The organism is Pectobacterium sp. CHL-2024 (genome assembly GCF_044751765.1).
Taxonomy (GTDB): Bacteria; Pseudomonadota; Gammaproteobacteria; order Enterobacterales; family Enterobacteriaceae; genus Pectobacterium; species Pectobacterium brasiliense.
This window is the reverse complement of sequence record NZ_JBIXKO010000001.1, coordinates 829802-852638: the sequence shown is the minus strand read 5'-3', so window position 1 is coordinate 852638 and position 22837 is coordinate 829802. Positions and strand designations below refer to the sequence as shown.

The window sequence follows — 22837 nt, the reverse complement described above, 5'->3', positions numbered from 1 at the left end:
CTTATGAAGAAAATAACGCCATCAATATGGGAGCCGCGAGGCTTAATAAGAAACCATGTACGATGGCAGCAGGCACCACATCAATACCCGCGCTGCGCTGCAAGACGGGCAGCGTGAAATCCATCGAGGTTGCACCGCAAAGTCCTAATGCGCAGGAGCGATTACGCTGTGCTAGCACGGGAACCAGCATAATCGCCAGTAGCTCACGAGTCAGATCGTTGAAAAACGCGGTGCTGCCGATGACGGGCCCGAGGGAGTCGGTGAGCAGAATGCCTGACAGCGAATACCATCCATAGCCGGATGCCATCGCCAGACCGGTTTTTAGCGGCAGACCCAAAATCCACGCAGCCAGCAGGCCACCACCGAGCGCACTGATACCGACGATGAGCGCGATGACCAGACCGCGACGATTTAATACGATTTGGCGCAGCGTCATCCCGCTGTTACGCAGTTGAACACCCACCAGAAAGAGTAGGAAGATCAGGGCATATTCGCTGCCTTTACTGGCGTAGGTGAATCCCGGCCATTGCGTTAAGCCCAGCAAAAAACCGCCGAATACCACGCCACAGAGTTTGAATGATTCAAGGATCATTCGCAGTCTGGACGGCGGAGCCGCGTCTTTGTACTTGCTACGCCACGCGCTGGGTTTTTCCCACAGCCACAAGGCAATGCCGTTTGCCGCGACAATACAGAAGGCGAAGACGGCGGTGTAGCGGAAGATCAGTAACAAATTGCTGCTGAGATTTTCCAGAAAGGCCAGGCTTATGCCCATCAAAAACAGAATAACGTACACCATCCAACTCAACAGTTGGTTAACCCGCTGTAATCCTTTTTTGCCGCGCAGCGGTACCAGATAGCCAATGATGAGCGGTAATAAAATAATTAATAATCCTGAATACATCACAGAATTGATGTCCTTACGCGAGAAAAACGGCGCTAACCCGTATTTTAGGATTGGCAGGGGCCCGTCGTTAAACCATGAGGCTTTTCTTCTTCAGTTCTACCCCGATAGGCATCGACACAGCGGAAAGACAAACCGTGCGTCCGTTGACAACATCGTAGGATTCATCGGCTACACTTGGCGGGAAGAAAAACGATAATCTATTAAAATTAAACAAATTATCGGAGTGAGTAAAGCGCTGTCTGGCAGGATATTCTATACATTGAGCATTTTTGCAGCAGAAACTCGCAGGCAGCTGCTACAGGAGAGAAAGATGCATCTGGAAAGTATTGAAATCCTGGGATTTCGGGGAATCAATCGTCTGTCGCTGACGCTGGACGAGAACAACGTACTGATTGGTGAGAACGCCTGGGGGAAATCAAGCCTGCTGGATGCGCTCTCGCTGCTGCTGGCACCGACGTTGCCGCTTTACCATTTTGATATGCAGGATTTTCACTTCACGCCGGGAGATGAAAATAGTCGGGAAAAGCATCTTCAGGTTATTTTCACGTTTTGCGAGACGGCACCTGGCCATCATTTATCCCCTCGCTACCGTTCGCTTAGCCCTGTGTGGGTGGAGGGCGAAGCGTCGCTATACCGCGTTTTTTATCGGTTAGAAGGTGAGGTGGACGAAAGCCAGTCGGTCTTCACCTGGCGTAGCTTTCTGGACGCTGACGGGCATCCGATACCGCTGGATGATATTGATGAACTGGCCAGAGAAATTATCCGCCTGCATCCGGTGCTGCGGCTGCGTGATGCGCGTTTTATGCGGCGTTTGCGCTCTGGAACGCTGGCCGCGACATTAGATAACAGCAATGAAAAGCTGGCTCAGCAGTTTGAGCAACTGATGCGCGAGCTGGTGCAAAATCCGCAGAAGCTGACGGATAAAGAGCTGCGTCAGGGTCTGGTGGCGATGCGGCAACTGCTGGAGCACTATTTTTCCGAGCAGAACGCCACGGGTAATGACCGGCGCCATCATCGGCATGCGAGAACGCATAACGGTAAATCGTGGCGATCGCTGGATAACATCAATCGCCTGATTGCCGACCCCAATAGCCGCAGTCGCCGGATTATCCTGCTGGAATTGTTTTCTACGCTATTACAGGCGAAAGGGTCGGTGGCGTTGGATCCCCATGCGCGTCCGCTCTTGCTGATTGAAGACCCGGAAACCCGGCTGCACCCGATTATGCTATCCGTCGCCTGGGGGCTTTTGGTGCAGTTGCCACTCCAAAAGGTTACAACAACGAATTCAGGCGAACTGCTGTCGCTGGTGCCGATGGAGCAGGTGTGCCGCCTGGTGCGGGAATCCTCACGGGTGGCGACATACCGTATTGGTCGTCAGGGTATGAGTGCGGAAGATAGCCGACGCATTGCGTTTCACATTCGTATGAATCGACCCGCGTCACTCTTTGCCCGCTGCTGGCTGCTGGTGGAAGGGGAAACCGAAGTGTGGATGCTGAATGAACTGGCGCGCCAATGTGGACATCATTTTGAGGCGGAAGGGGTGAAGGTGATTGAATTTGCCCAGTCCGGGCTCCGGCCATTGCTGAGGTTCGCACGTCGTATGGGGATTGAATGGCACGTGCTGGTCGATGGCGATGATGCGGGGAAAAAGTATGCCGCGACGGCGAAAAGCATGTTAACCGTACAGGACGAGAGCGAGCGCGATCATTTGACCGTCTTGCCCGCATCGGACATGGAACACTACATGTACCGTGAGGGATTCAGTCACGTTTATCACCGCATCGCGCAGTTGCCGGAAAAAGTGCCGCTCTCGATGCATAAAATCATCATCAAGGCTATTCATCGGTCGTCCAAGCCAGACCTGGCGATTGAAGTCGCGATGGAAGCCGCAGCGATGGGCAGCGAGGCAATCCCACCGCTTATCCGCAGCATGTTTTCCCGCGTGCTGTGGCTGGCCCGTGGGCGGGCGGATTAGTGCGATACATATAAAAAAATGCCGTTCGATATAACGAACGGCATTTGTCGCATTATAGTCATTTTACGGTTTAGCGTAGGTATTCTGAGTAAACGTGTAGGGTGTAGCAGGGGTCAGGATGCGGCCTCGGCGACTTGCGGGACGATCAGGCAGGCATGATTGCCTTTCGGCCCTTGATGAACATCAAACCTGACAACCTGTCCGGCTTTCAGAGTCCGGTACCCATCCATTTGAATGGTTGAGTAGTGCGCGAAGATATCGTCACCGCCCCCTTCTGGACAGATAAAACCAAACCCTTTGGCATTATTGAACCATTTAACAGTACCTGTCTCCATGCATTGACATCCTTCGCAAGAGTATTCTTTTCAGTAAGGTGTGGTTATTTGGTTACTACGAATACGAATTGATTAAAACCCCATCAATTCATCCGTACACTTTAGTGAAATCGATCCCGGCGTCAAGCGATCCACCGCGTGGTGAGGAAGGCAGTTTGTCAAAGTTTGATGCAGATAACGCTATTGATGAACCCACGATCGCGTTGCGTAATCAAGATATCGGTTACAGACCTTGAATTTTGCTTTCCGGGAACCATTTAATCCCTCAGGTGGTAAAATAAAAAGCAGACGTGCTACTGTAAATGTAGAGATACCCGTCATCTTTCAAGTCGCAGGCGCTTACTTCCTGCTTCTCGAATCTATTAGGAATAAACAGACCAATGTCGTGAGTCGCGATATTCGTTACATGATGTGGATAGAGAATGGGAAACAACAGTACGTGGTCACAATCTGAGAACCTGACCGCCGATAAACAGAAAGAAAAATTGCAGCCGCCTTCCATGTATAACGTGGTGTTGAATAACGATGATTACACCCCGATGGAATTTGTTATTGACGTTCTGCAAAAGTTCTTTTCTTATGATATTGAACGTGCCACACAGCTTATGTTAACCGTGCATTATCAGGGTAAAGCGATTTGTGGCGTATTCAGCGCTGAAGTGGCTGAGACCAAGGTCGTACAAGTTAATCGTTATGCCAGAGAAAATGAGCACCCGCTGCTCTGTACGCTGGAAAAAGCCTGAAGTCAGGCGATTTATTGGGAGAGGTGCCTATGCTCAATCAAGAACTGGAACTCAGTCTCAACATGGCTTTCGCCAGAGCGCGTGAGCACCGACACGAGTTTATGACCGTGGAGCACCTGCTGTTGGCTCTGCTCAGTAACCCAGCCGCCCGTGAAGCATTGGAAGCCTGCACGGTAGATTTAGCCGCGCTGCGTCAGGAACTGGAAGCGTTCATTGAGCAAACCACACCAACATTACCGCAGAGTGACGACGAGCGCGAAACTCAGCCCACGCTTAGCTTCCAGCGCGTACTCCAACGTGCCGTTTTCCACGTGCAGTCCTCTGGCCGCAGCGAAGTGTCCGGTGCCAACGTCCTGGTCGCTATTTTTAGCGAACAGGAATCTCAGGCCGCCTACCTGCTACGCAAGCATGACGTCAGCCGTCTGGATGTGGTGAACTTTATTTCCCACGGCACGCGTAAAGAAGAATCCGATCAGGCGCCGAACCCTGAAAGTCCCGTCAATGAAGAACAGGCAGGAGGGGAAGATCGTATGGAAAACTTCACCACCAATCTGAATCAACTGGCTCGCGTTGGCGGTATCGACCCGCTCATTGGCCGGGATAAGGAACTGGAGCGTACGATTCAGGTATTGTGCCGTCGCCGTAAAAATAACCCGCTGCTGGTCGGCGAATCTGGCGTCGGTAAAACGGCGATTGCTGAAGGGCTGGCCTGGCGTATTGTGCAGGGCGATGTGCCGGAAGTGATGGCGGAGTGTACGCTGTACTCGCTGGACATCGGCGCGCTGCTGGCGGGTACCAAATACCGTGGTGACTTTGAAAAACGCTTCAAGGCGCTGCTGAAACAGTTGGAACAGGATAAAAACAGCATTCTGTTCATTGATGAAATCCACACGATTATCGGCGCGGGTGCAGCGTCCGGCGGTCAGGTTGATGCGGCTAATCTGATTAAACCGCTGCTTTCCAGCGGCAAGATTCGCGTTATCGGCTCGACCACCTATCAGGAGTTCAGCAATATCTTTGAAAAGGATCGGGCGCTGGCGCGTCGTTTCCAGAAAATCGATATCACTGAACCTAGCGTGGAAGAAACCATACAAATCATTAATGGTCTGAAGCCGAAGTATGAGGCTCACCATGATGTTCGCTATACGTCGAAAGCGGTTCGTGCTGCGGTAGAACTGGCGGTGAAATACATTAATGACCGTCACCTGCCGGATAAAGCGATTGATGTGATCGACGAAGCGGGCGCGCGTAGCCGACTGGTGCCGGTTAGCAAACGTAAGAAAACGGTCAACGTGAGTGACATCGAATCGGTTGTCGCCCGCATCGCCCGTATTCCAGAAAAAACCGTCTCCGCCAGCGATCGTGATGTGCTGAAGAACCTCAGCGATCGCCTGAAAATGCTGGTGTTTGGGCAGGACAAGGCAATCGAAGCGTTGTCCGAATCTATCAAGATGAGTCGTGCAGGGCTGGGTCAGGAGCGTAAACCGGTTGGTTCCTTCCTGTTTGCTGGTCCTACCGGCGTCGGTAAGACGGAAGTGACGTTACAGCTGGCCAAAGCGCTGGATATCGAACTGCTGCGCTTTGATATGTCCGAATACATGGAACGCCATACGGTCAGCCGCTTGATTGGCGCGCCTCCGGGCTATGTGGGCTACGATCAGGGCGGTCTGTTAACGGATGCCGTGATTAAGCATCCTCATGCGGTGCTGCTGTTGGATGAGATCGAAAAAGCGCATCCTGACGTCTTTAACCTGCTGTTGCAGGTGATGGATAACGGTACGCTGACGGATAACAACGGGCGTAAAGCAGATTTCCGCAATGTCATTGTCGTCATGACCACCAACGCAGGCGTGCGGGAAACACAGCGTAAATCCATTGGTATCATCCATCAGGACAACAGTACTGATGCGATGGAAGAGATCAAAAAGGTCTTTACGCCGGAGTTCCGCAACCGTCTGGATGGCATTATCTGGTTCAACCATCTGTCGACTGACGTCATTCAGCAGGTTGTCGATAAGTTTATCGTAGAGCTTCAGGCGCAACTGGATGCGAAAGGCGTCTCGCTGGAAGTGAGCGATGAAGCGCGCGACTGGCTGGCAGAAAAAGGCTACGACAAAGCAATGGGTGCGCGACCAATGGCACGCGTGATGCAGGAAAGCCTTAAGAAACCGCTGGCCAACGAGCTGCTGTTTGGTTCGCTGGTGGACGGTGGCTCTGTTACGGTGGAACTGGATAAAGAGACGCAACAGCTGACGTACGGCTTCCAGAGCGCACAGAAACGAAAAGCAGAAAGCGTTAATTAATCGATATCGTGTGTTATCTAAGAGGGATGCTGAGGCATCCCTTTTTTATTGGGTCGCAGACTGATCTTGGTGCGCTATTTTGCATTATGGCCCAGTTAAAAACACGATTCTTGGATCTTTTCGGATAGGCCAAGATTTTGCACAATCATGGCTACCGAGCTGCCAGCCCTGTTATGCGTTACTCGATATATGGCTGTCTCTCTTCGCCTTAACCCTTTCTCATTTTGGAGTGAACGATGAGCCAACGTCTTGATTACTACAGCAAGTCTCCCGATGCTGCCAAGAAGTATCTAGAGTTCAATAACATTCTGCACAAGAAACCATTTCTGGCTGAAATAGGCCATCTGGTTACGCTGCGTGCCTCTCAGCTTAACGGCTGTGCATTTTGCGTTGATATGCACGTTAAAGAAGCCAAAATTAATGGAGAGCGCGAACTACGTCTGCATCATGTGGCTGTCTGGCGTGAATCACCGCTTTTCTCCCCGCGCGAGCGTGCTGCACTTGAGTGGACAGAAGTATTGACCCATCTTCCGCCGCACGGCGTACCGGACGAGGTGTTTACGCGCGTTCGCGAACAGCTGTCAGAAGAAGATCTGGCTGACTTATCTTTCATGATTATCGCGATTAATGGCTGGAATCGTTTGGGCGTCGCGTTTCAGGTTGTTCCCGGCTCCGCAGATAAGCTGTACGGTCTGGAAAAAGCCAATCTGAGCTAATTAACGCTCGTGCTGTTCGAGCTCGGCCAGAACCAACGTAGCCAGACGCTCTGGTTCTGACATCGTGGCGCAGTTGGTGAAACTGGCGAGTAGTGCGTTGTCACCGTTTCCTGATACAGCCCAACGTGATAGCGGCTGAACGGCAATCCCTTGAGCCAGCAAGCGGTCGGCAAGTCGTCGATCGCTTATGTTATCCGGCAGGCGTAACACTAAATGCATGCCGCCGGGCTGCGCGTCAATATGTATGCGATCGCCTAAAATCCCTTGTAGCGCAGCGATGGTGGCGGTGCGACGTTCTGCATAAAGGCGTCGTGTGCGCTGAATGTGCCGGGCAAAATGGCCTTCAGCGATGAAGCTGGCAACGATAGACTGCGTCATGGTTGGCGATGCGGAAGCGAAGAAAATTCGGCTGATATGTTCAAAGGTGGCAATCTGCGCCTGTGGTACAACCAAATAAGCCAACCGAATCCCCGGAAATAACACCTTGCTGAAGGTGCCCGCATACAGAACCCGCCCATGACGATCCAGACTGGCGAGCGCGGGAAGTGGGCGGCTGACGTAGCGATATTCCCCATCATAATCATCCTCTACTATCCAGGCATTCTGCTCGGTTGCCCACTGCAATAATGCCTGTCGCCGAGGAAGTGACAGCGACATCGACAAGGGGCTTTGATGCGCGGGCGTGACAACGGCCATACTGGCATCATTCGCCAGCGCGATACCGCGCTCCACGTTGAATCCTTCACGATCGACGGTGACCGGAACCGGACATAACCCAGATTGTGATAGCAACTGGCGAGTCGGGGGATAGCCGGGATCCTCAACCCAGACGCGCTGCCCGGATTTCAGCAAGGCCAGAACGGCGAGTTGTAAATTGGTGCGCCAACCTGAGGTGATGAATACCTGACTAGCGGTACAGTCAATGCCACGCGCCACTTGCAGATAAGAGGCGATGGCGTTTCTTAGCGCTGGCAAGCCATAAGGTGCGGGGTAATCCCAATCCGATAACTGCATGCTGCGAAGATAACGTGCGCCCAGTCGAGCCCATAGCTTGCGCGGGAAGGCGTCAAAAGCGGGAACGCCCATTTGAAAAGGCAACAGTTGCGATGGACGCCACAGTATGTTTTGTTCATCGTCTGGCGCTGAGGGGGATACCGTCGCATCGGTAACGGAAGTTGGCGCTAAGGGTAAATCGGGATTCACCAGCGTGCCTGCTTGCCCACGTGCCTGCAAATAACCTTCGGCAATCAGCAACGAGTAAGCCTGTTCTATCGTTCCGCGTGCGACGCCAAGCTCTTTTGCCAGCATACGTGCGGAAGGCAGACGGTCACCCGGTGACAATAGGCCTGTGCTGATAGCCCGACGCACGCGTTCGTAAAGCTGACGATAGAGCGGCGTACTCTCCTGAAAGGAAAGAGGGGAAAAGAGGGAAGAGTCAGGTTTCATATAGGGAATCCATGACAAGCGGGCTGTTGACCTTAAAACGGTTGGCCCAAAAAACTGTTTTTAAAAAACAAAAGCCCTTGCCATGAAGGGAAGGGCTGGGGAGGGAGTCACATCCTCATATATCGCTGTGATCAGCGATGAGCGAACCGGTTAGCGGCTGCGGAAGACAATGCGGCCTTTACTCAGGTCGTACGGGGTTAACTCTACAGTGACTTTGTCACCCGTCAGGATGCGGATATAGTTTTTACGCATTTTACCGGAGATATGAGCGGTAACCACGTGCCCGTTTTCCAATTCAACGCGGAACATGGTGTTGGGCAGCGTATCAAGCACGGTGCCTTGCATTTCAATATTGTCTTCTTTGGCCATCGAATCCTCTAGGTCTAACTACCTTTATTTTTTAACCGCAAGATAATGCCGAAAAACCGACATTATGTAAAGAAGCGTTCACGTTTGGGGCGTTATTTACCCGATTTCTCTGTCAAAATGCCGGTTCGGCGAGCGGTTGTGGTCGCCAACAGCCGTCATCGACATCAAGATCCTGAAACTGAGAAAGCTGTTGCAGAAAGCGATCGCGGGATATTTCACTCACGCCCAGAGAAGCCGTATGGGCGTTTAACACCTGACAATCGATCAGTTCACCACCGTGGCGAATAAAATGCTGTTGAAATGCCAGCAGCGCGTATTTTGACGCATTATCCGTGCGGCTGAACATCGACTCGCCGCAAAATAACCGTCCTTGCTCAATACCATATAGTCCACCAACCAGTACGCCATTCTGCCACACTTCGACAGAGTGCGCTTTTCCGGCCTGATGAAGCTGGCGATAAGCCGAGATAATGCCCGGCGTAATCCAGGTGCCGTCATGGTGCTCATGCGCGCAGGCGTGAATGACATCATCAAAGGCCTGATTCAGCGTCGCGTGAAACGTATGGCGCTTCAGAAATTTTTTCATGCTGCGGCTGAGATGGAGTTCACCAGGAAACAGGACCGCGCGTGGATTTGGAGACCACCATAAGATCGGCTCACCGGGAGAGAACCAGGGGAAAATGCCCTGTCGGTAAGCGGCTTTTAGGCGGGCAACGGAGAGGTCGCCGCCAACGGCCAGCAGGCCGTTGGGGTCATCTAGCGCATGATTCGGATCAGGGAACTGAAGCGATTGAAGCGAAAGCTGGTATAGACGCATGTTTTTCAAACGTTATGTTTCAACAGAGTTTGCCCTAAACGTGTTGGCGGAACTGCCAATAACGACCTTGTTGTGCCATTAAGTCCTGATGGCTCCCCTGTTCGATCACTTTGCCATCATCCAGAATACAGATGCGATCCATCGATTCTAAACCATATAGCCGGTGAGTGATGACGATCAGCGTTTTATCGGCACAGTGCTGGCGGAGCAGTTGCAGAATACGCTTTTCGGTTTCTGCATCCAACCCCTCTGTCGGTTCATCCAATAGCACGAGCGGTGCGTCGTGCAATAAGGCGCGTGCTAATGCGATACGGCGCTGCTCGCCACCGGACAGCTGTCGACCGCCTTCGCCCAGCCAGGCATTCAGACCTTCGTTTTCCAGCAGTTTTTCTAACCCAACCTGCTGTAATACCTCAGCCAGTTTTTCATCCCGTGCGGCTGGTGCGGCCAGTAGCAGGTTATCACGCAGTGTTGCGCTGAAAATATGCACGCGCTGTGGCACCACGCTCATCATGGCGCGGAGATCGTCTTCCCGCCAATCGGCAAGAGGATGTCCATTCAGCGTAATTTCTCCGTATTCACAATTCCATGCCCGGGTCAGCAATTGCAATAGCGTCGATTTCCCGCATCCGGTACGCCCCAGCAGCGCCAGATGCTCGCCCGGTTGAATGGAAAGCGTAATATTCTGCAACACGGGCTGTGGCTGGCCGGGATACGTGAAACCGACATGTGAGACATCAAGTGACGCCTCGCGTGAGGTTTCTGGCCCGTGATCAGGGAACGTGACGTCAACGGGCTGGCGAATGATTTGATCGACCCGAGCCGCGGAGGCAATCACTTGCCCCATATGCTGGAAGGCCACCGTGACGGGAGCCAGTGCCTCAAAAGCAGCGAGTGAGGCGAACACGAATAGCGCAATCAACGCACCGGGCTGTGGATTACCGCCAACCCCATCCGCTGCCAGCCACAGAATCAGGGTAACGGTCAGCCCGCTGCATAAAATCATCACCGCCTGAGACAGACCGGTAAGGTTGGCCTGCTGACGTTGTCGGCGTAGCCAGTTAATTTCCACCAGAGCCAGCTGTTGACGGACGCGACTGAGTGCGCCGAAGACGGTGAGTTCCGCCTGACCTTGCAGCCAGGTTGTTAACTGAAGGCGGTATTGTGCACGCAGCGCGGTCAAATCCTGTCCGATGCCGTTTCCCGCACGATAAAAGACAACCGGCAGGCACAGCAGCAGTACCAGCATGATGGCACCCAGCGTCAGAGCCAGTGAAGCATCAATGAAACTCAGGCCATAGCAAACGATAAGAATGACCGCAAAAGCGCTGACGATGGGTGAAATCACGCGGAGATAGAGGTGGTCGAGCGTATCGACGTCCGCTACGAGCCGGTTTAGCAGTTCAGCCTGACGAAACTGCGCCAGCCCCCCCGGCGAGAGCGGCAGGATGCGAGAAAAGGTGAAAACACGCAGGCGCAGCAAAACGCGGAAGGTGGCATCGTGGCTGACGACTCTTTCCCCGTAGCGTCCGGCCGTACGTGCAATCGCTGCGCCCCGCACGCCAGCTGCAGGCAGCATATAGTTAAAGGTGAGCAGCCCGACGATCCCTGCCAGCGCGGCTCCCGCCAGAAACCAGCCGGATAGCGCGAGTAGACCAATGCTGGCCAGCAGCGTTGCAATGGCCAATACCACGCCCAGACTCAAATACCAGAAATGCTGACGATAAAGCGCGAGAAACGGTTTTAATACCTGCATCGTTTTCATCTGAGCCATTACAGCGCCTCCTGTCGTTGTGCCAGCAGTGCCGCGAAGGGACCTGCTTCGGCTCGGAGTGTTTGATAGTCACCCTGTTGAACTAACTGACCGCCGTCCATGACCCAGATCGTGTCATACTCGGCGATCTCGGTGAGCTGGTGCGTGACCAGCAGCGTGGTCTGGGAGCGTGCTGCGCCGTTCAGCGCCGTCATAACCAGCTCCTCGCTATGGGCATCCAGGCTGGCTGACGGTTCATCCAGCAGCAGTAAGTTGCAAGGATGAATGAGCGCACGGGCGACGGCGACGCGCTGTGCCTGTCCGACGGAGAGGCGCGCTGCACCGTCACCGATCGTCGTTTCCAGCCCTTGCGGGAGCTGCGGTAAAAATTCCTGTACATACGCGTGCTCAATCGCATATTGCAATTCCAAAGGACTGGCCTGCGGATTACCTAGCAGAATATTGCTGCGCAGCGTCTGTTCCGGCAAGTGAGGATTTTGTCCGACCCAGCTTAACTGCTTACGCCATGATTCAGGCGTCAGTGTGTTCAAGGCCTGACCGTTGACGGTGAGTGAACCGCGATAGGGCAGGAATCCCAGCAATACATTAAGCAGTGAGCTTTTCCCGGCTCCGCTGAGGCCGACCAGCGCGATACGTTCACCTGCGCGAATACCGAACGTCAGCGGTTGGGTCAGCGGTGTGCCATTCGGCGCGAGGACAACCAGATCTTCCGCTCGGATAGCAATGGCGGTATTGCTGCTGAATTCATGTGTGCCAAAGCCGACGGTTTCGCCTTCTTCTGACAAAAAAGTCACCAGTGATTCCGCTGCCCCGATAGCCTGGGCCTTGGCATGATAGAAGGTGCCCAAATCGCGTAAAGGCTGAAAGAATTCCGGTGCCAGAATCAATACGAGGAAGCCGGCGAAGAGCGTCACTCCCATGCCGTAATGACCAAAATCCAGCTCCCCGAGATAAGAGAAACCGAAATAAACGGCGACCACGGCAATTGAAATGGAGGCGAAAAACTCCAGTACGCCCGAGGAGAGAAACGCCATGCGTAGCACTTCCATCGTACGACTACGGAAATCTTCGGAAGCGTGACGGATTTGTTCGGTTTCAGCCTTGCCACGATTGAACAGGCGTAGCGTTTCCATCCCGCGCAGGCGATCGAGGAAGTGTCCACTCAGGCGTGCCAGCGCCAGAAAGTTACGTCGGTTGGCATCCGCCGCGCCCATGCCCACCAGCGCCATAAAAAGCGGGATGAGCGGAGCGGTTAGAAACAGAATCAGGCCAGCAGCCCAGTTGAGCGGGAAAATCGTGATTAAGATAAGCAGTGGAATCAGCGCGGCAAGATACATCTGCGGCAGGTAGCGGGCGTAATAATCCTGCATATCATCAACCTGCTCAAGGATCATCGTTGCCCAACTGCCGGCGGGTTTGCCCTGTACCCAGGCAGGGCCGAGCTGTTGCAATCGATCCAGTACCAGCTTACGAATTTGCTGTCGAACGGCTTGTCCGCAAAGAAAACCAACACGCTCGCGTAACACACTGTTGAGCGCGCGCAGAATAAATGTGGCAATCAGCAGCAGGAAGGGAGAGAGCAAAGATTCGCGAGTCGCATGCTCGATGATCAAGGCATGAAGCAGCGTCGCTAACAGCCAGGCTTGTGCCACGATTAACGCACCACTTAGGAACCCAAGCAGTAGTGAAATTCGTAGCCAACGTTGCGCCAGCTTACTCTGTTGTTTCAGCCAGGCGGTCAGTTCTTGCTGTCTGGTTTTTTTCATCAGGCACCAGTTCGTTATATTGCAGAAATGGACTTAACAGAAAATAACTCTCATGTAACTGTTAGTTAACAAAATTATCTTCTATCACGCAGAATGACGCCATGTTACCGCGACAGGGACGCGCTGCAAACGAAAAGGAGAGGGGAAATGGGTGAGGCGATCAATTTTGTGTTGCGGAAGGCAAACCAGAGATAAAGAAAACGGAACGGCTGTTGCCGCTCCGTTATCAGCAGCGAATTACTTGTTGACGGTCAGCCCTTCGAGGTAACGTTCAGCATCCAGTGCCGCCATACAGCCGGTACCCGCGGAGGTAATGGCCTGACGGTAGATGTGATCCATGACGTCGCCTGCGGCAAAGACGCCAGGAATGCTGGTTTGTGTCGCGTTGCCGTGAATACCGGACTGCACTTTGATATAACCGTTTTCCAGTTCCAACTGACCGCCAAATACGGCCGTGTTCGGACTGTGGCCGATAGCGATAAACACGCCAGCCAGCTCCAGTTCTTCTGCGGCATCGCTCTGCGTATCGCGGATACGGACACCGGTTACACCCATGTCATCGCCCAGCACTTCGTCCAGCGTACGGTTGGTATGCAGGATGATGTTGCCGTTTTTAACTTTGTCCATCAGACGGTCGATCAGAATTTTCTCTGAACGGAACGTCTCGCGACGGTGGATCAAATGCACTTCCGCAGCGATGTTAGACAAATACAAGGCTTCTTCTACTGCGGTATTCCCGCCGCCAACTACGGCGACTTTCTGGTTACGGTAGAAGAACCCGTCACAGGTTGCGCAGGCAGAAACCCCTTTGCCTTTAAACGCGTCTTCAGACGGCAGGCCGAGATAACGAGCCGATGCCCCTGTGGCAATGATCAGCGCGTCACAGGTGTACTCGGCGCTATCGCCGAATAAACGGAAGGGACGGTTCTGTAAATCAACACGTTCAATATGATCGAAGATCACTTCGGTATTAAATTTGGTCGCGTGTGCATGCATACGCTCCATTAACAGCGGGCCAGTTAAATCATCGGCATCACCCGGCCAATTTTCTACTTCGGTCGTGGTCGTCAGCTGACCGCCTTTTTCCATACCCGTGATTAATACTGGCTGTAAATTCGCCCGTGCAGCATAAACAGCGGCAGTGTAGCCAGCGGGGCCTGAACCCAGAATCAATAACTTGTGATGTTTAACAGTACCCATGCTTTCCTCATTTCATGACGGCGGATAATGCTCATATAACGGTTTCTACAACAAACCCGCTTCCTTACTACGAACAGTCTCTACCACGGACAATGCGAACGATTGTAAGGAAATTACAAGAGTAAAAAAAGTATGCAGAAAAGTTGCTGGCTATTTGTTTAATCGTTAATGACGATGAGGATGACAAATCGCTGAAAAATCAGCCACATTCATAAGTAAAATGATTGAAGTCACCTCGGAGAATGGCTCTGGCTTATCCAATCTGGCAGTTTCTTCTGATTTTCGTTGTTTTGCTTTGACAATCGGCTGTGCATTTGCGAAAACATCTGGGTAAGAGGAAATTTTTTGTATGTGAACAGTTAAAAGCTCGGCTTTTTATTCGTTTTTGCGCAGGTAGTAGGCCTTTGGGCCACGGATATGACGTGATGGTCTTTTCCCGGGTGAGCAATACGTGGGGCGAGAACGAGAAGTTAATGACTGTTGATATACAAAATGGGCAGCGTGTCTTCTTTAAGGGTAGCTCTGATACATGAGGTCTATCGGGGTAAAGCGGGTGCAGGGAAAAGTGAAGAGAGACAATAATAATGGTAGACACTAAAAAACGGCCAGGCAAAGATCTCGATCGTATTGATCGTAACATCCTGAACGAATTGCAAAAAGATGGACGTATTTCCAATGTCGAGCTTTCCAAACGTGTTGGGCTGTCGCCAACGCCTTGTCTGGAACGTGTACGTCGTCTGGAAAGACAGGGCTTCATTAACGGCTACACAGCGCTGCTAAACCCGCATTATCTGGATGCGTCACTGCTGGTTTTTGTTGAAATAACGCTAAACCGCGGCGCGCCTGATGTGTTTGAACAGTTCAATGCTGCTGTGCAGAAGCTGGAAGAAATTCAGGAGTGTCATCTGGTTTCCGGTGACTTTGACTACCTGTTGAAAACGCGTGTGCCAGACATGTCCGCTTACCGTAAGCTCCTGGGTGAAACGCTACTGCGTTTGCCGGGCGTAAACGACACCCGTACCTACGTGGTGATGGAAGAAGTGAAGCAAAGCAACCGTCTGGTTATTAAGACGCGATAAACGTGTGGGTGCAAAACCCGATAAATTCAGCTACACTCCTGTGAATTTATACAGTCCCAGCGCCGGGTTTTCTCGGCGCTTTGTCATAAACCTTACAGGCCCCTGGAGAGACTCTTGAGCCAGGAATATACAGAAGATAAAGACGTTACCCTGAAAAAGCTCAGTGGAACACGTCGTTTGCTTGAAGCGATTTTAATCGTTGTGGCACTTTTTGCGGTTTATCTTAGTGTCGCACTACTCAGTTTCAGCCCCTCCGACCCCAGTTGGTCACAGACTGCATGGCATGAACCTATTCACAACCTCGGTGGTGTAGCAGGTGCATGGCTGGCGGATACGCTGTTCTTCATTTTTGGTGTGCTGGCCTACGCCATTCCACCGATTATGTTATCCCTGTGCTGGGTCGCTTTCCGCCAGCGTGATAACAACCAGACTATTGACTATTTTACCTTTTCACTTCGCCTGATTGGGACATTGGCGCTGATCCTGACCTCTTGCGGTTTGGCTGCGTTGAATATTGACGATCTCTACTATTTTGCTTCCGGTGGTGTGTTGGGAAGCCTGTTGAGCAGCTCAATGATCCCGCGTTTCAACAGCATGGGCGCAACGCTGATTCTGCTGTGCGTGTGGGGGGCTGGGTTAACGCTGTTTACCGGCTGGTCATGGTTAACGATCGCTGAAAAAATTGGCGCGGGTGTCTTGGGGTGCCTGACATTTATGTCAAACCGTTCACGCCGCGACGAGGACTATCGCGAAGAACACGATCGTGAAGAGGATGAGCGCGATGCGCTTAATCTGCGTCACGATGAGGCGTCGGGTGAGGCAGTCACACAACAGCGTGATGACGATGATGTTCTGTTTTCTGCGCCTTCCGTGGCTGATGCGGTAAACGACACGACGGCAGACAATAAGATAGACGAGTCATCACCGTTAGCTGAGAACGCACCGACAGCGACACAGCCAGCTCTCTTCGCTGAAACGCCGGTGGCAGGGTCAACATTGTCTGATGTGGCAGTGTCTGATTCAGCATTCTCTGCTTCATCGGCTGGCATTATGCCGCCTGTTACCCCGTCCGCGATTGATTCGACGCCGTCGCTAAATCCGCCGCTGTATTCGTTTGAAATCCCTGAAACGCCAGCGGCAATGCCAGAAATCGCAAGCTCGCCTGAACGCCATAGCAGTGTGTATGCACCTTACGGAAATAGTTACGGAGAGAGTACCGTCCCACCGATTGTTACGGCACCTGTGGCTCAACCGTTTGCTGAGCCGCCACAACCGGCACGCGATACGGATTTCGACGCGAATAACACCTTTATGCCGGCGTTCAGTGCCGATGGGGATGATAACCCGCAGATTAAACGCGGCGTAGGGCCTGAACTGCCACGTCCTAATCCTGTTCGTATCCCTACTCGCCGCGAGCTGGCATCATACGGAATAAAACTGCCGTCGCAGCGGCTGGCTGAAGAGCAAGCAAGGCTGCAGGCGCAGAACGGTAGCGAAGAAGCGGAAGTGGCGAATGACGTGTATCAGGAAGAGACACCGGATGATATCGCCCAGCAGGAAGCCGCATTGCAGCAAGCGTATCTGGATCAGCAACGTCAGCGTTACGGAGAGGAATACCCGCTACAGGAAGACGATGAAGACGCGCTTCTGCAAGCACAGCTAGCCAGAGATTTCGCGGCACAGCAGCAGTCACGTTATGATGCCAGCGCATTGCAGCGCGATGAGGAAATCCCTGCTCCGATAGCACCGCCTGTGGTAAGTGCGCCTGTTCAGCCAAATCCTGTCACATCGCATAACGCTTTTTCATTCTCGCCGTTTAGCGCGGAGAGTGAGCGCGAGCCTGAACCGACTACGTTCAGCGAGTCCACGTATACACCGCCGTCCTACCGTTCTGAACCCGAGCTTCCGCCGATGCATGCTGGTGAACATGAGGACGACGAGGATGAGCACAACCCGTTGACGTTTGGTCAGCCAGCGCAACCAACGTCAGCGCCTGTTGAGGCCGCGAAACAGGAAACGGTGGCAACACCAACGCATCATCCGGCAATGGATGGCTTGATTCACCCGTTCCTGATGCGTAATGAACAACCGCTGCAGAAACCGACTACGCCGCTGCCAACCTTGGATTTGTTGACGCCACCGCCGGCTAGCGAAGCGCCTGTTGATAATTTTGCACTGGAACAGACGGCGCGACTGATTGAGGCGCGTCTGGCTGATTTCCGGGTAAAAGCCGATGTGGTCGATCACTCCCCAGGGCCTGTGATCACGCGGTTCGAATTGGATCTGGCTCCGGGTGTTAAAGCGGCACGTATCTCGAATCTGTCGCGCGATTTGGCACGTTCACTGTCAGTTGTCGCGGTGCGTATTGTTGAGGTTATCCCCGGCCGACCGTACGTCGGGCTGGAGTTGCCTAATGCGCATCGCCAGACGGTTTATCTGCGAGAAGTGCTGGATTGCGATCAGTTCCGTGATAATCCATCGCCGCTGTCGATTGTGTTGGGTAAAGATATTGCGGGTGAACCTGTCGTTGCCGATTTAGCGAAAATGCCACACCTGCTGGTTGCTGGTACGACGGGGTCGGGTAAATCGGTCGGCGTCAACGCCATGATCATCAGTATGTTGTATAAAGCCACGCCGGAAGACGTACGCTTTATCATGATCGACCCGAAAATGCTGGAGCTCTCGGTGTACGAAGGCATTCCGCATTTGTTGACGGAAGTTGTCACTGACATGAAGGATGCGGCCAATGCGCTGCGCTGGTGTGTCGGTGAAATGGAACGTCGCTACAAGCTGATGTCGGCGCTTGGCGTGCGTAATCTGGCGGGATACAACGAACGGGTGATGACGGCAAATGCGATGGGGCGTCCGATCCCCGATCCGTTCTGGAAGCCGGGCGACAGCATGGATATGACGCCGCCAGTGCTGGAAAAACTGCCGTATATTGTTGTTATGGTCGATGAATTTGCTGACCTGATGATGGCGGTGGGTAAGAAAGTTGAAGAACTGATTGCCCGACTGGCGCAAAAAGCGCGTGCTGCGGGGATTCACTTGGTGCTGGCGACGCAGCGTCCTTCGGTTGATGTCATCACCGGATTGATCAAGGCGAACATTCCGACGCGTATCGCGTTTACCGTTTCCAGCAAGATCGACTCACGCACAATCCTCGATCAAGGGGGCGCAGAGTCACTATTGGGGATGGGGGATATGCTGTATATGGCACCGAACTCCTCGATACCTGTCCGTGTGCATGGCGCTTTTGTGCGTGATGAGGAAGTTCACGCCGTCGTTCAGGACTGGAAAGCGCGCGGTCGACCTCAATATATCGATAATATTGTCAGCGGTGGCGACGATGCTGAAGGCGGAAGCCTCGGTCTTGATGGCGATGAAGAGCTCGATCCGCTGTTCGATCAGGCGGTAGAGTTTGTGGTCGATAAACGTCGTGCATCCATCTCGGGCGTCCAGCGTCAGTTCCGAATCGGCTATAACCGTGCCGCGCGAATTGTTGAGCAAATGGAGGCGCAGGGTATCGTCAGCTCTCCAGGGCACAATGGTAACCGCGAAGTATTGGCTCCGCCATCAATGGAATAAGCACGCCGTACTGATTGACGTCACTCCACGATAAGGGCTGCGCGAGCAGCCCTTATGCAAAGAAGCGTAAAAGCGGCAATAAGCAGATAATTCACCTATCACCGTCCGAGTGGGTTCAGATAACATAGATCTATAGATAACGTAGCTCGACAAATAATACCGATCTGTAAAGAACATAGGCGCTATACAACGCGTCTGACCTCGATAGATGAAGGTTCGTTATATTAAGAAATTCAAAGGATTATACGTATGAAAAAGTGGTTAGCTATCAGTTGCCTGATTGCAGGTGTTACCTCAACCGCTGTCTATGCGGACGCGGCAAAAGATTTGCAGGGTCGCCTCAATAAAGTAAACAGTTTCCACGCCAATTTTAGCCAGAAAGTCACCAGCGCTGACGGCGCAGCGGTGCAGGAAGGGGAAGGCGAGTTGTGGTTGAAACGCCCGAACCTATTTAACTGGAAAACCACCTCACCTGACGAAAGTACGTTGATTTCTGACGGCAAAACGCTTTGGTTCTATAATCCGTTTGTTGAGCAAGTTACGGCAACCTGGCTGAAAGATGCGACGGGGAATACGCCGTTCATTCTGATTACGCGTAACGATGCCAGCGACTGGAATAAATACGATGTGCGCCAGAAAGGCGATGATTTTGAGCTTACACCGAAGTCAGCGAGCGGCAATCTGAAGCAGTTTGCGATTAATGTGACGACAAGCGGCACAATCAAACAGTTTACCGCGACGGAACAAGACGGGCAGCGGAGCACTTATGTGCTGAAAAACCAGCAAAACGGCGCTGTTGATGCCGCGCAATTCACGTTCACACCGCCGAAAGGCGTCACGCTGGATGACCAGCGTCAGTGAGGCCAGAGTGAGCAACCTGTCCCTTGATTTTTCCCATAATGAATTCCAACCGCTGGCCGCGCGTATGCGGCCTGCGACGTTGGCACAGTATATCGGCCAACAGCACCTGTTAGGAGCCGGCAAGCCTCTGCCACGAGCCATTGAGGCAGGGCAACTGCACTCAATGATTCTCTGGGGGCCGCCAGGAACGGGAAAAACCACGCTGGCAGAACTGATTGGGCATTACGGGCAGGCTGATGTTGAACGTATTTCTGCCGTGACGTCCGGCATCAAAGAAATTCGCGAAGCGATTGAGCGTGCCCGACAAAATCGCAATGCGGGGCGTCGCACTATTCTGTTTGTCGATGAAGTCCATCGTTTCAACAAAAGTCAGCAGGATGCATTTCTGCCACATATCGAAGATGGAACGATCACCTTCATTGGTGCGACAACCGAAAACCCCTCTTTCGAACTCAATTCCGCGTTGTTATCTCGCGCCCGCGTCTATTTGCTAAAAGCGCTGACGGCAGAAGATATCGAGCAGGTCTTGCAGCAGGCAATGAGCGACAGCGAGCGAGGATATGGTGGACAGAATATTGTTCTGCCTGCCGAAACCGCGCGGATGCTGGCCGAATTGGTTAACGGCGATGCCAGACGTGCGCTGAATAGTCTGGAAATGATGGCCGACATGGCGGAAATCGACGGGCAGGGCATGCGTGTTCTGACGCCAGCACTCCTCAACGAAATCGCTGGTGAGCGTAGTGCCCGCTTTGATAACAAAGGCGACCGCTATTACGACCTGATTTCGGCGTTGCATAAATCGGTAAGAGGTTCCTCGCCGGACGCGGCGCTTTATTGGTACGCCAGAATCATTACCGCCGGCGGCGACCCGCTGTATGTTGCCCGACGGCTGTTGGCGATTGCATCGGAAGATGTTGGCAACGCCGACCCGCGTGCGATGCAGGTGGCTATCTCCGCCTGGGATTGCTTCACTCGTGTCGGCCCCGCAGAAGGGGAGCGCGCCATTGCTCAGGCGATTGTTTATCTGGCCTGTGCCCCTAAAAGTAACGCCGTGTATAGCGCATTTAAAGCCGCGATGCAGGATGCGCGCGAGAAGCCAGACTATGATGTTCCCGAGCACTTGCGCAATGCGCCTACTCGATTGATGAAAGAAATGGGGCTCGGCGCAGAGTATCGGTACGCACACAATGAACCTAATGCCTATGCCGCTGGCGAGAGCTATTTTCCGCCGGAAATGGCCGATACGCACTATTACGCGCCGACCTCACGCGGCCTTGAGGGCAAAATTGGTGAAAAGCTCGCCTGGCTTGCCACTCAGGATCAAAATAGCCCGACAAAACGCTACCGTTGAACTAAGCGTTGCGGTAAGGTTATTGCGGTATTTTCTGAAACCGGCCGCGTAGCGCGCCGTGTACGCCACCATTTCATTTGATAATCATAAGCACAGGATTAGCATGCTCGATCCCAATTTACTGCGCAATGAGCTAGACGCAGTCGCCGAAAAGTTACTGGCTCGCAGAGGCTTTAAGCTGGATGTTGAGACCCTGCGTAAGCAGGAAGAACGTCGTAAAGTATTGCAGGTAGAAACTGAAAACCTGCAGGCAGAGCGTAACTCCCGATCGAAAGAGATTGGTGCAGCGAAAGCACGCGGTGAAGATATCGAGCCTTTGCGTCGTGAAGTTAACACATTAGGCGAAAAACTGGATGCCGCGAAAGCCGAGCTGGATCAGTTGCAGAATGAAATTCGCGATCTGGCGTTAATGATCCCGAACCTGCCGGACGACTCTGTGCCGCTTGGAAAGGACGATACGCAGAACCAGGAAGTGGCTCGCTGGGGTGAGCCACGTAAGTACGATTTCCCCGTACGCGATCATGTTGAACTCGGAGAGATGGCTGCCGGGCTGGATTTTGCCGCTGCGGTGAAATTAACCGGTGCGCGTTTTGTCGTGATGAAAGGGCAGATTGCCCGTCTGCACCGTGCGCTTGCCCAGTTCATGCTGGATTTGCATACACAGCAGCATGGCTATCAGGAAGCGTATGTGCCTTATCTGGTCAACCATGCCACGTTATACGGTACGGGTCAGTTGCCTAAATTTGGAGAAGATCTGTTCCACACCAGACCGTTGAGTGAAGAAGCGGGAAGCAGCAATTATGCGCTGATTCCGACCGCTGAAGTTCCATTGACCAATCTAGTGCGTGACGAAATTCTTGATGAAGAATCTTTGCCGCTGAAGATGACTGCACATACGCCTTGCTTCCGTTCAGAAGCCGGCTCGTATGGTCGTGATACGCGTGGGTTGATTCGTATGCACCAGTTTGACAAGGTTGAACTGGTACAAATCGTCCGCCCTGAAGATTCCATGCAGGCGCTGGAAGAATTGACGACCCATGCCGAAACGGTACTGCAACTGCTGAAATTACCGTATCGTAAGGTCTTGCTGTGTACAGGTGATATGGGCTTTGGTGCGACTAAAACTTACGATCTGGAAGTCTGGTTGCCAGCGCAGGATACGTACCGCGAAATCTCTTCCTGTTCAAACTGTTGGGATTTCCAGGCGCGCCGTATGCAGGCCCGCTGCCGTAGCAAGTCCGACAAGAAGACTCGACTGGTTCATACGTTGAACGGTTCTGGTCTGGCAGTCGGTCGTACACTGGTTGCTGTTCTGGAAAACTACCAGCAGGCTGATGGCCGTATTGAAGTTCCAGAAGTGTTGCGTCCGTATATGGGCGGACTGGAATTTATTGGTTAATCGCCGATGACCTGAAAAAAAGCGCCCGTTTAAAGGCGCTTTTTTTACGCCTCCTGTTCGGTAATATTTTTTCATCGTAAAAATAGCTTCTCTATCTTAAACAACCCGTTCGACTTAAATTTTAAGTTAAAAATGATTTGAAATCAGCAGAATAGCTGCACACTGCTTTTAAGCGTGACTGCCTTCTTATGGACGTTGATGAATTCTTTCA

The 22837-nt window shown here is 52.7% G+C and carries 17 protein-coding genes; 9 read left to right on the top strand and 8 right to left on the bottom strand.

The features are described 5' to 3' along the window. Position 1: 1 nt before the first annotated feature. Positions 2 to 901, bottom strand: coding sequence for a lysine exporter LysO family protein (locus ACIPUG_RS03780; RefSeq protein ID WP_400337586.1), 900 nt, complete (start codon positions 899 to 901; stop codon positions 2 to 4). A gap of 313 nt (positions 902 to 1214) precedes the next feature. Here ACIPUG_RS03780 and ACIPUG_RS03775 point away from each other — a divergent pair, with 313 nt between their 5' ends. Beyond that, a complete protein-coding gene (locus ACIPUG_RS03775) occupies positions 1215 to 2879 on the top strand; it encodes an ATP-dependent endonuclease (RefSeq protein WP_014915064.1) in 1665 nt (554 codons plus the stop codon). A 113-nt stretch (positions 2880 to 2992) separates the two neighbouring features. On the opposite strand, the gene cspD is transcribed toward ACIPUG_RS03775, so the two are convergent. Next, positions 2993 to 3214: a cold shock-like protein CspD gene (gene cspD, locus ACIPUG_RS03770; RefSeq protein ID WP_010277240.1), complete on the bottom strand. Its 222-nt coding sequence runs from the start codon at positions 3212 to 3214 to the stop codon at positions 2993 to 2995. 422 nt (positions 3215 to 3636) lie between these two features. Here cspD and clpS point away from each other — a divergent pair, with 422 nt between their 5' ends. From clpS to ACIPUG_RS03755, 3 genes are all read left to right on the top strand, one after another. Continuing rightward, positions 3637 to 3957, top strand: a complete 321-nt coding sequence (gene clpS, locus ACIPUG_RS03765) for an ATP-dependent Clp protease adapter ClpS (RefSeq protein ID WP_005967385.1) — start codon at positions 3637 to 3639, stop codon at positions 3955 to 3957. A gap of 29 nt (positions 3958 to 3986) precedes the next feature. Continuing rightward, positions 3987 to 6260, top strand: a complete 2274-nt coding sequence (gene clpA, locus ACIPUG_RS03760) for an ATP-dependent Clp protease ATP-binding subunit ClpA (RefSeq protein ID WP_010277232.1) — start codon at positions 3987 to 3989, stop codon at positions 6258 to 6260. Between the two features lie 236 nt (positions 6261 to 6496). Continuing rightward, entirely contained in the window at positions 6497 to 6976 is a 480-nt protein-coding gene (locus tag ACIPUG_RS03755; protein ID WP_010306367.1) for a carboxymuconolactone decarboxylase family protein, read from the top strand. On the opposite strand, the gene ACIPUG_RS03750 is transcribed toward ACIPUG_RS03755, so the two are convergent. The 6 genes from ACIPUG_RS03750 to trxB form a co-directional block, all read right to left on the bottom strand. Then, positions 6977 to 8422, bottom strand: a complete 1446-nt coding sequence (locus ACIPUG_RS03750) for a PLP-dependent aminotransferase family protein (protein ID WP_400337351.1) — start codon at positions 8420 to 8422, stop codon at positions 6977 to 6979. It lies immediately after the preceding gene. Between the two features lie 150 nt (positions 8423 to 8572). Further along, complete coding sequence (gene infA / locus ACIPUG_RS03745; protein ID WP_002211347.1) at positions 8573 to 8791, bottom strand: translation initiation factor IF-1; 219 nt, start codon at positions 8789 to 8791, stop codon at positions 8573 to 8575. A gap of 112 nt (positions 8792 to 8903) precedes the next feature. Further along, complete coding sequence (gene aat, locus ACIPUG_RS03740; RefSeq protein ID WP_349896365.1) at positions 8904 to 9608, bottom strand: leucyl/phenylalanyl-tRNA--protein transferase; 705 nt, start codon at positions 9606 to 9608, stop codon at positions 8904 to 8906. A gap of 34 nt (positions 9609 to 9642) precedes the next feature. After that, entirely contained in the window at positions 9643 to 11382 is a 1740-nt protein-coding gene (gene cydC / locus ACIPUG_RS03735; RefSeq protein ID WP_400337349.1) for a cysteine/glutathione ABC transporter ATP-binding protein/permease CydC, read from the bottom strand. Continuing rightward, positions 11382 to 13148: a cysteine/glutathione ABC transporter permease/ATP-binding protein CydD gene (gene cydD / locus ACIPUG_RS03730; protein ID WP_400337347.1), complete on the bottom strand. Its 1767-nt coding sequence runs from the start codon at positions 13146 to 13148 to the stop codon at positions 11382 to 11384. Before cydD ends, cydC begins: the two co-directional genes overlap by 1 nt. A 237-nt stretch (positions 13149 to 13385) precedes the next feature. Next, positions 13386 to 14348: a thioredoxin-disulfide reductase gene (trxB, locus tag ACIPUG_RS03725; protein ID WP_400337345.1), complete on the bottom strand. Its 963-nt coding sequence runs from the start codon at positions 14346 to 14348 to the stop codon at positions 13386 to 13388. 584 nt (positions 14349 to 14932) lie between these two features. Between trxB and lrp the strand changes: the two genes are divergently transcribed. The 5 genes from lrp (at position 14933) to serS (ending at position 22626) form a co-directional block, all read left to right on the top strand. Next, complete coding sequence (gene lrp / locus ACIPUG_RS03720) at positions 14933 to 15427, top strand: leucine-responsive transcriptional regulator Lrp (RefSeq protein WP_010277211.1); 495 nt, start codon at positions 14933 to 14935, stop codon at positions 15425 to 15427. A 114-nt stretch (positions 15428 to 15541) separates the two neighbouring features. Then, on the top strand, positions 15542 to 19015 hold the full coding sequence (locus ACIPUG_RS03715; protein ID WP_400337343.1) for a DNA translocase FtsK 4TM domain-containing protein: 3474 nt from the start codon (positions 15542 to 15544) through the stop codon (positions 19013 to 19015). Positions 19016 to 19264: 249 nt separating this feature from the next. Continuing rightward, a complete protein-coding gene (gene lolA / locus ACIPUG_RS03710) occupies positions 19265 to 19876 on the top strand; it encodes an outer membrane lipoprotein chaperone LolA (RefSeq protein ID WP_010277204.1) in 612 nt (203 codons plus the stop codon). A gap of 7 nt (positions 19877 to 19883) precedes the next feature. Continuing rightward, positions 19884 to 21227 (top strand): replication-associated recombination protein A, encoded by a 1344-nt coding sequence (locus tag ACIPUG_RS03705; RefSeq protein WP_039288077.1) that lies wholly within the window; start codon positions 19884 to 19886, stop codon positions 21225 to 21227. A 103-nt stretch (positions 21228 to 21330) separates the two neighbouring features. After that, positions 21331 to 22626, top strand: coding sequence for a serine--tRNA ligase (gene serS, locus ACIPUG_RS03700; RefSeq protein ID WP_400337341.1), 1296 nt, complete (start codon positions 21331 to 21333; stop codon positions 22624 to 22626). The last annotated feature ends 211 nt before the right edge of the window (positions 22627 to 22837 follow it).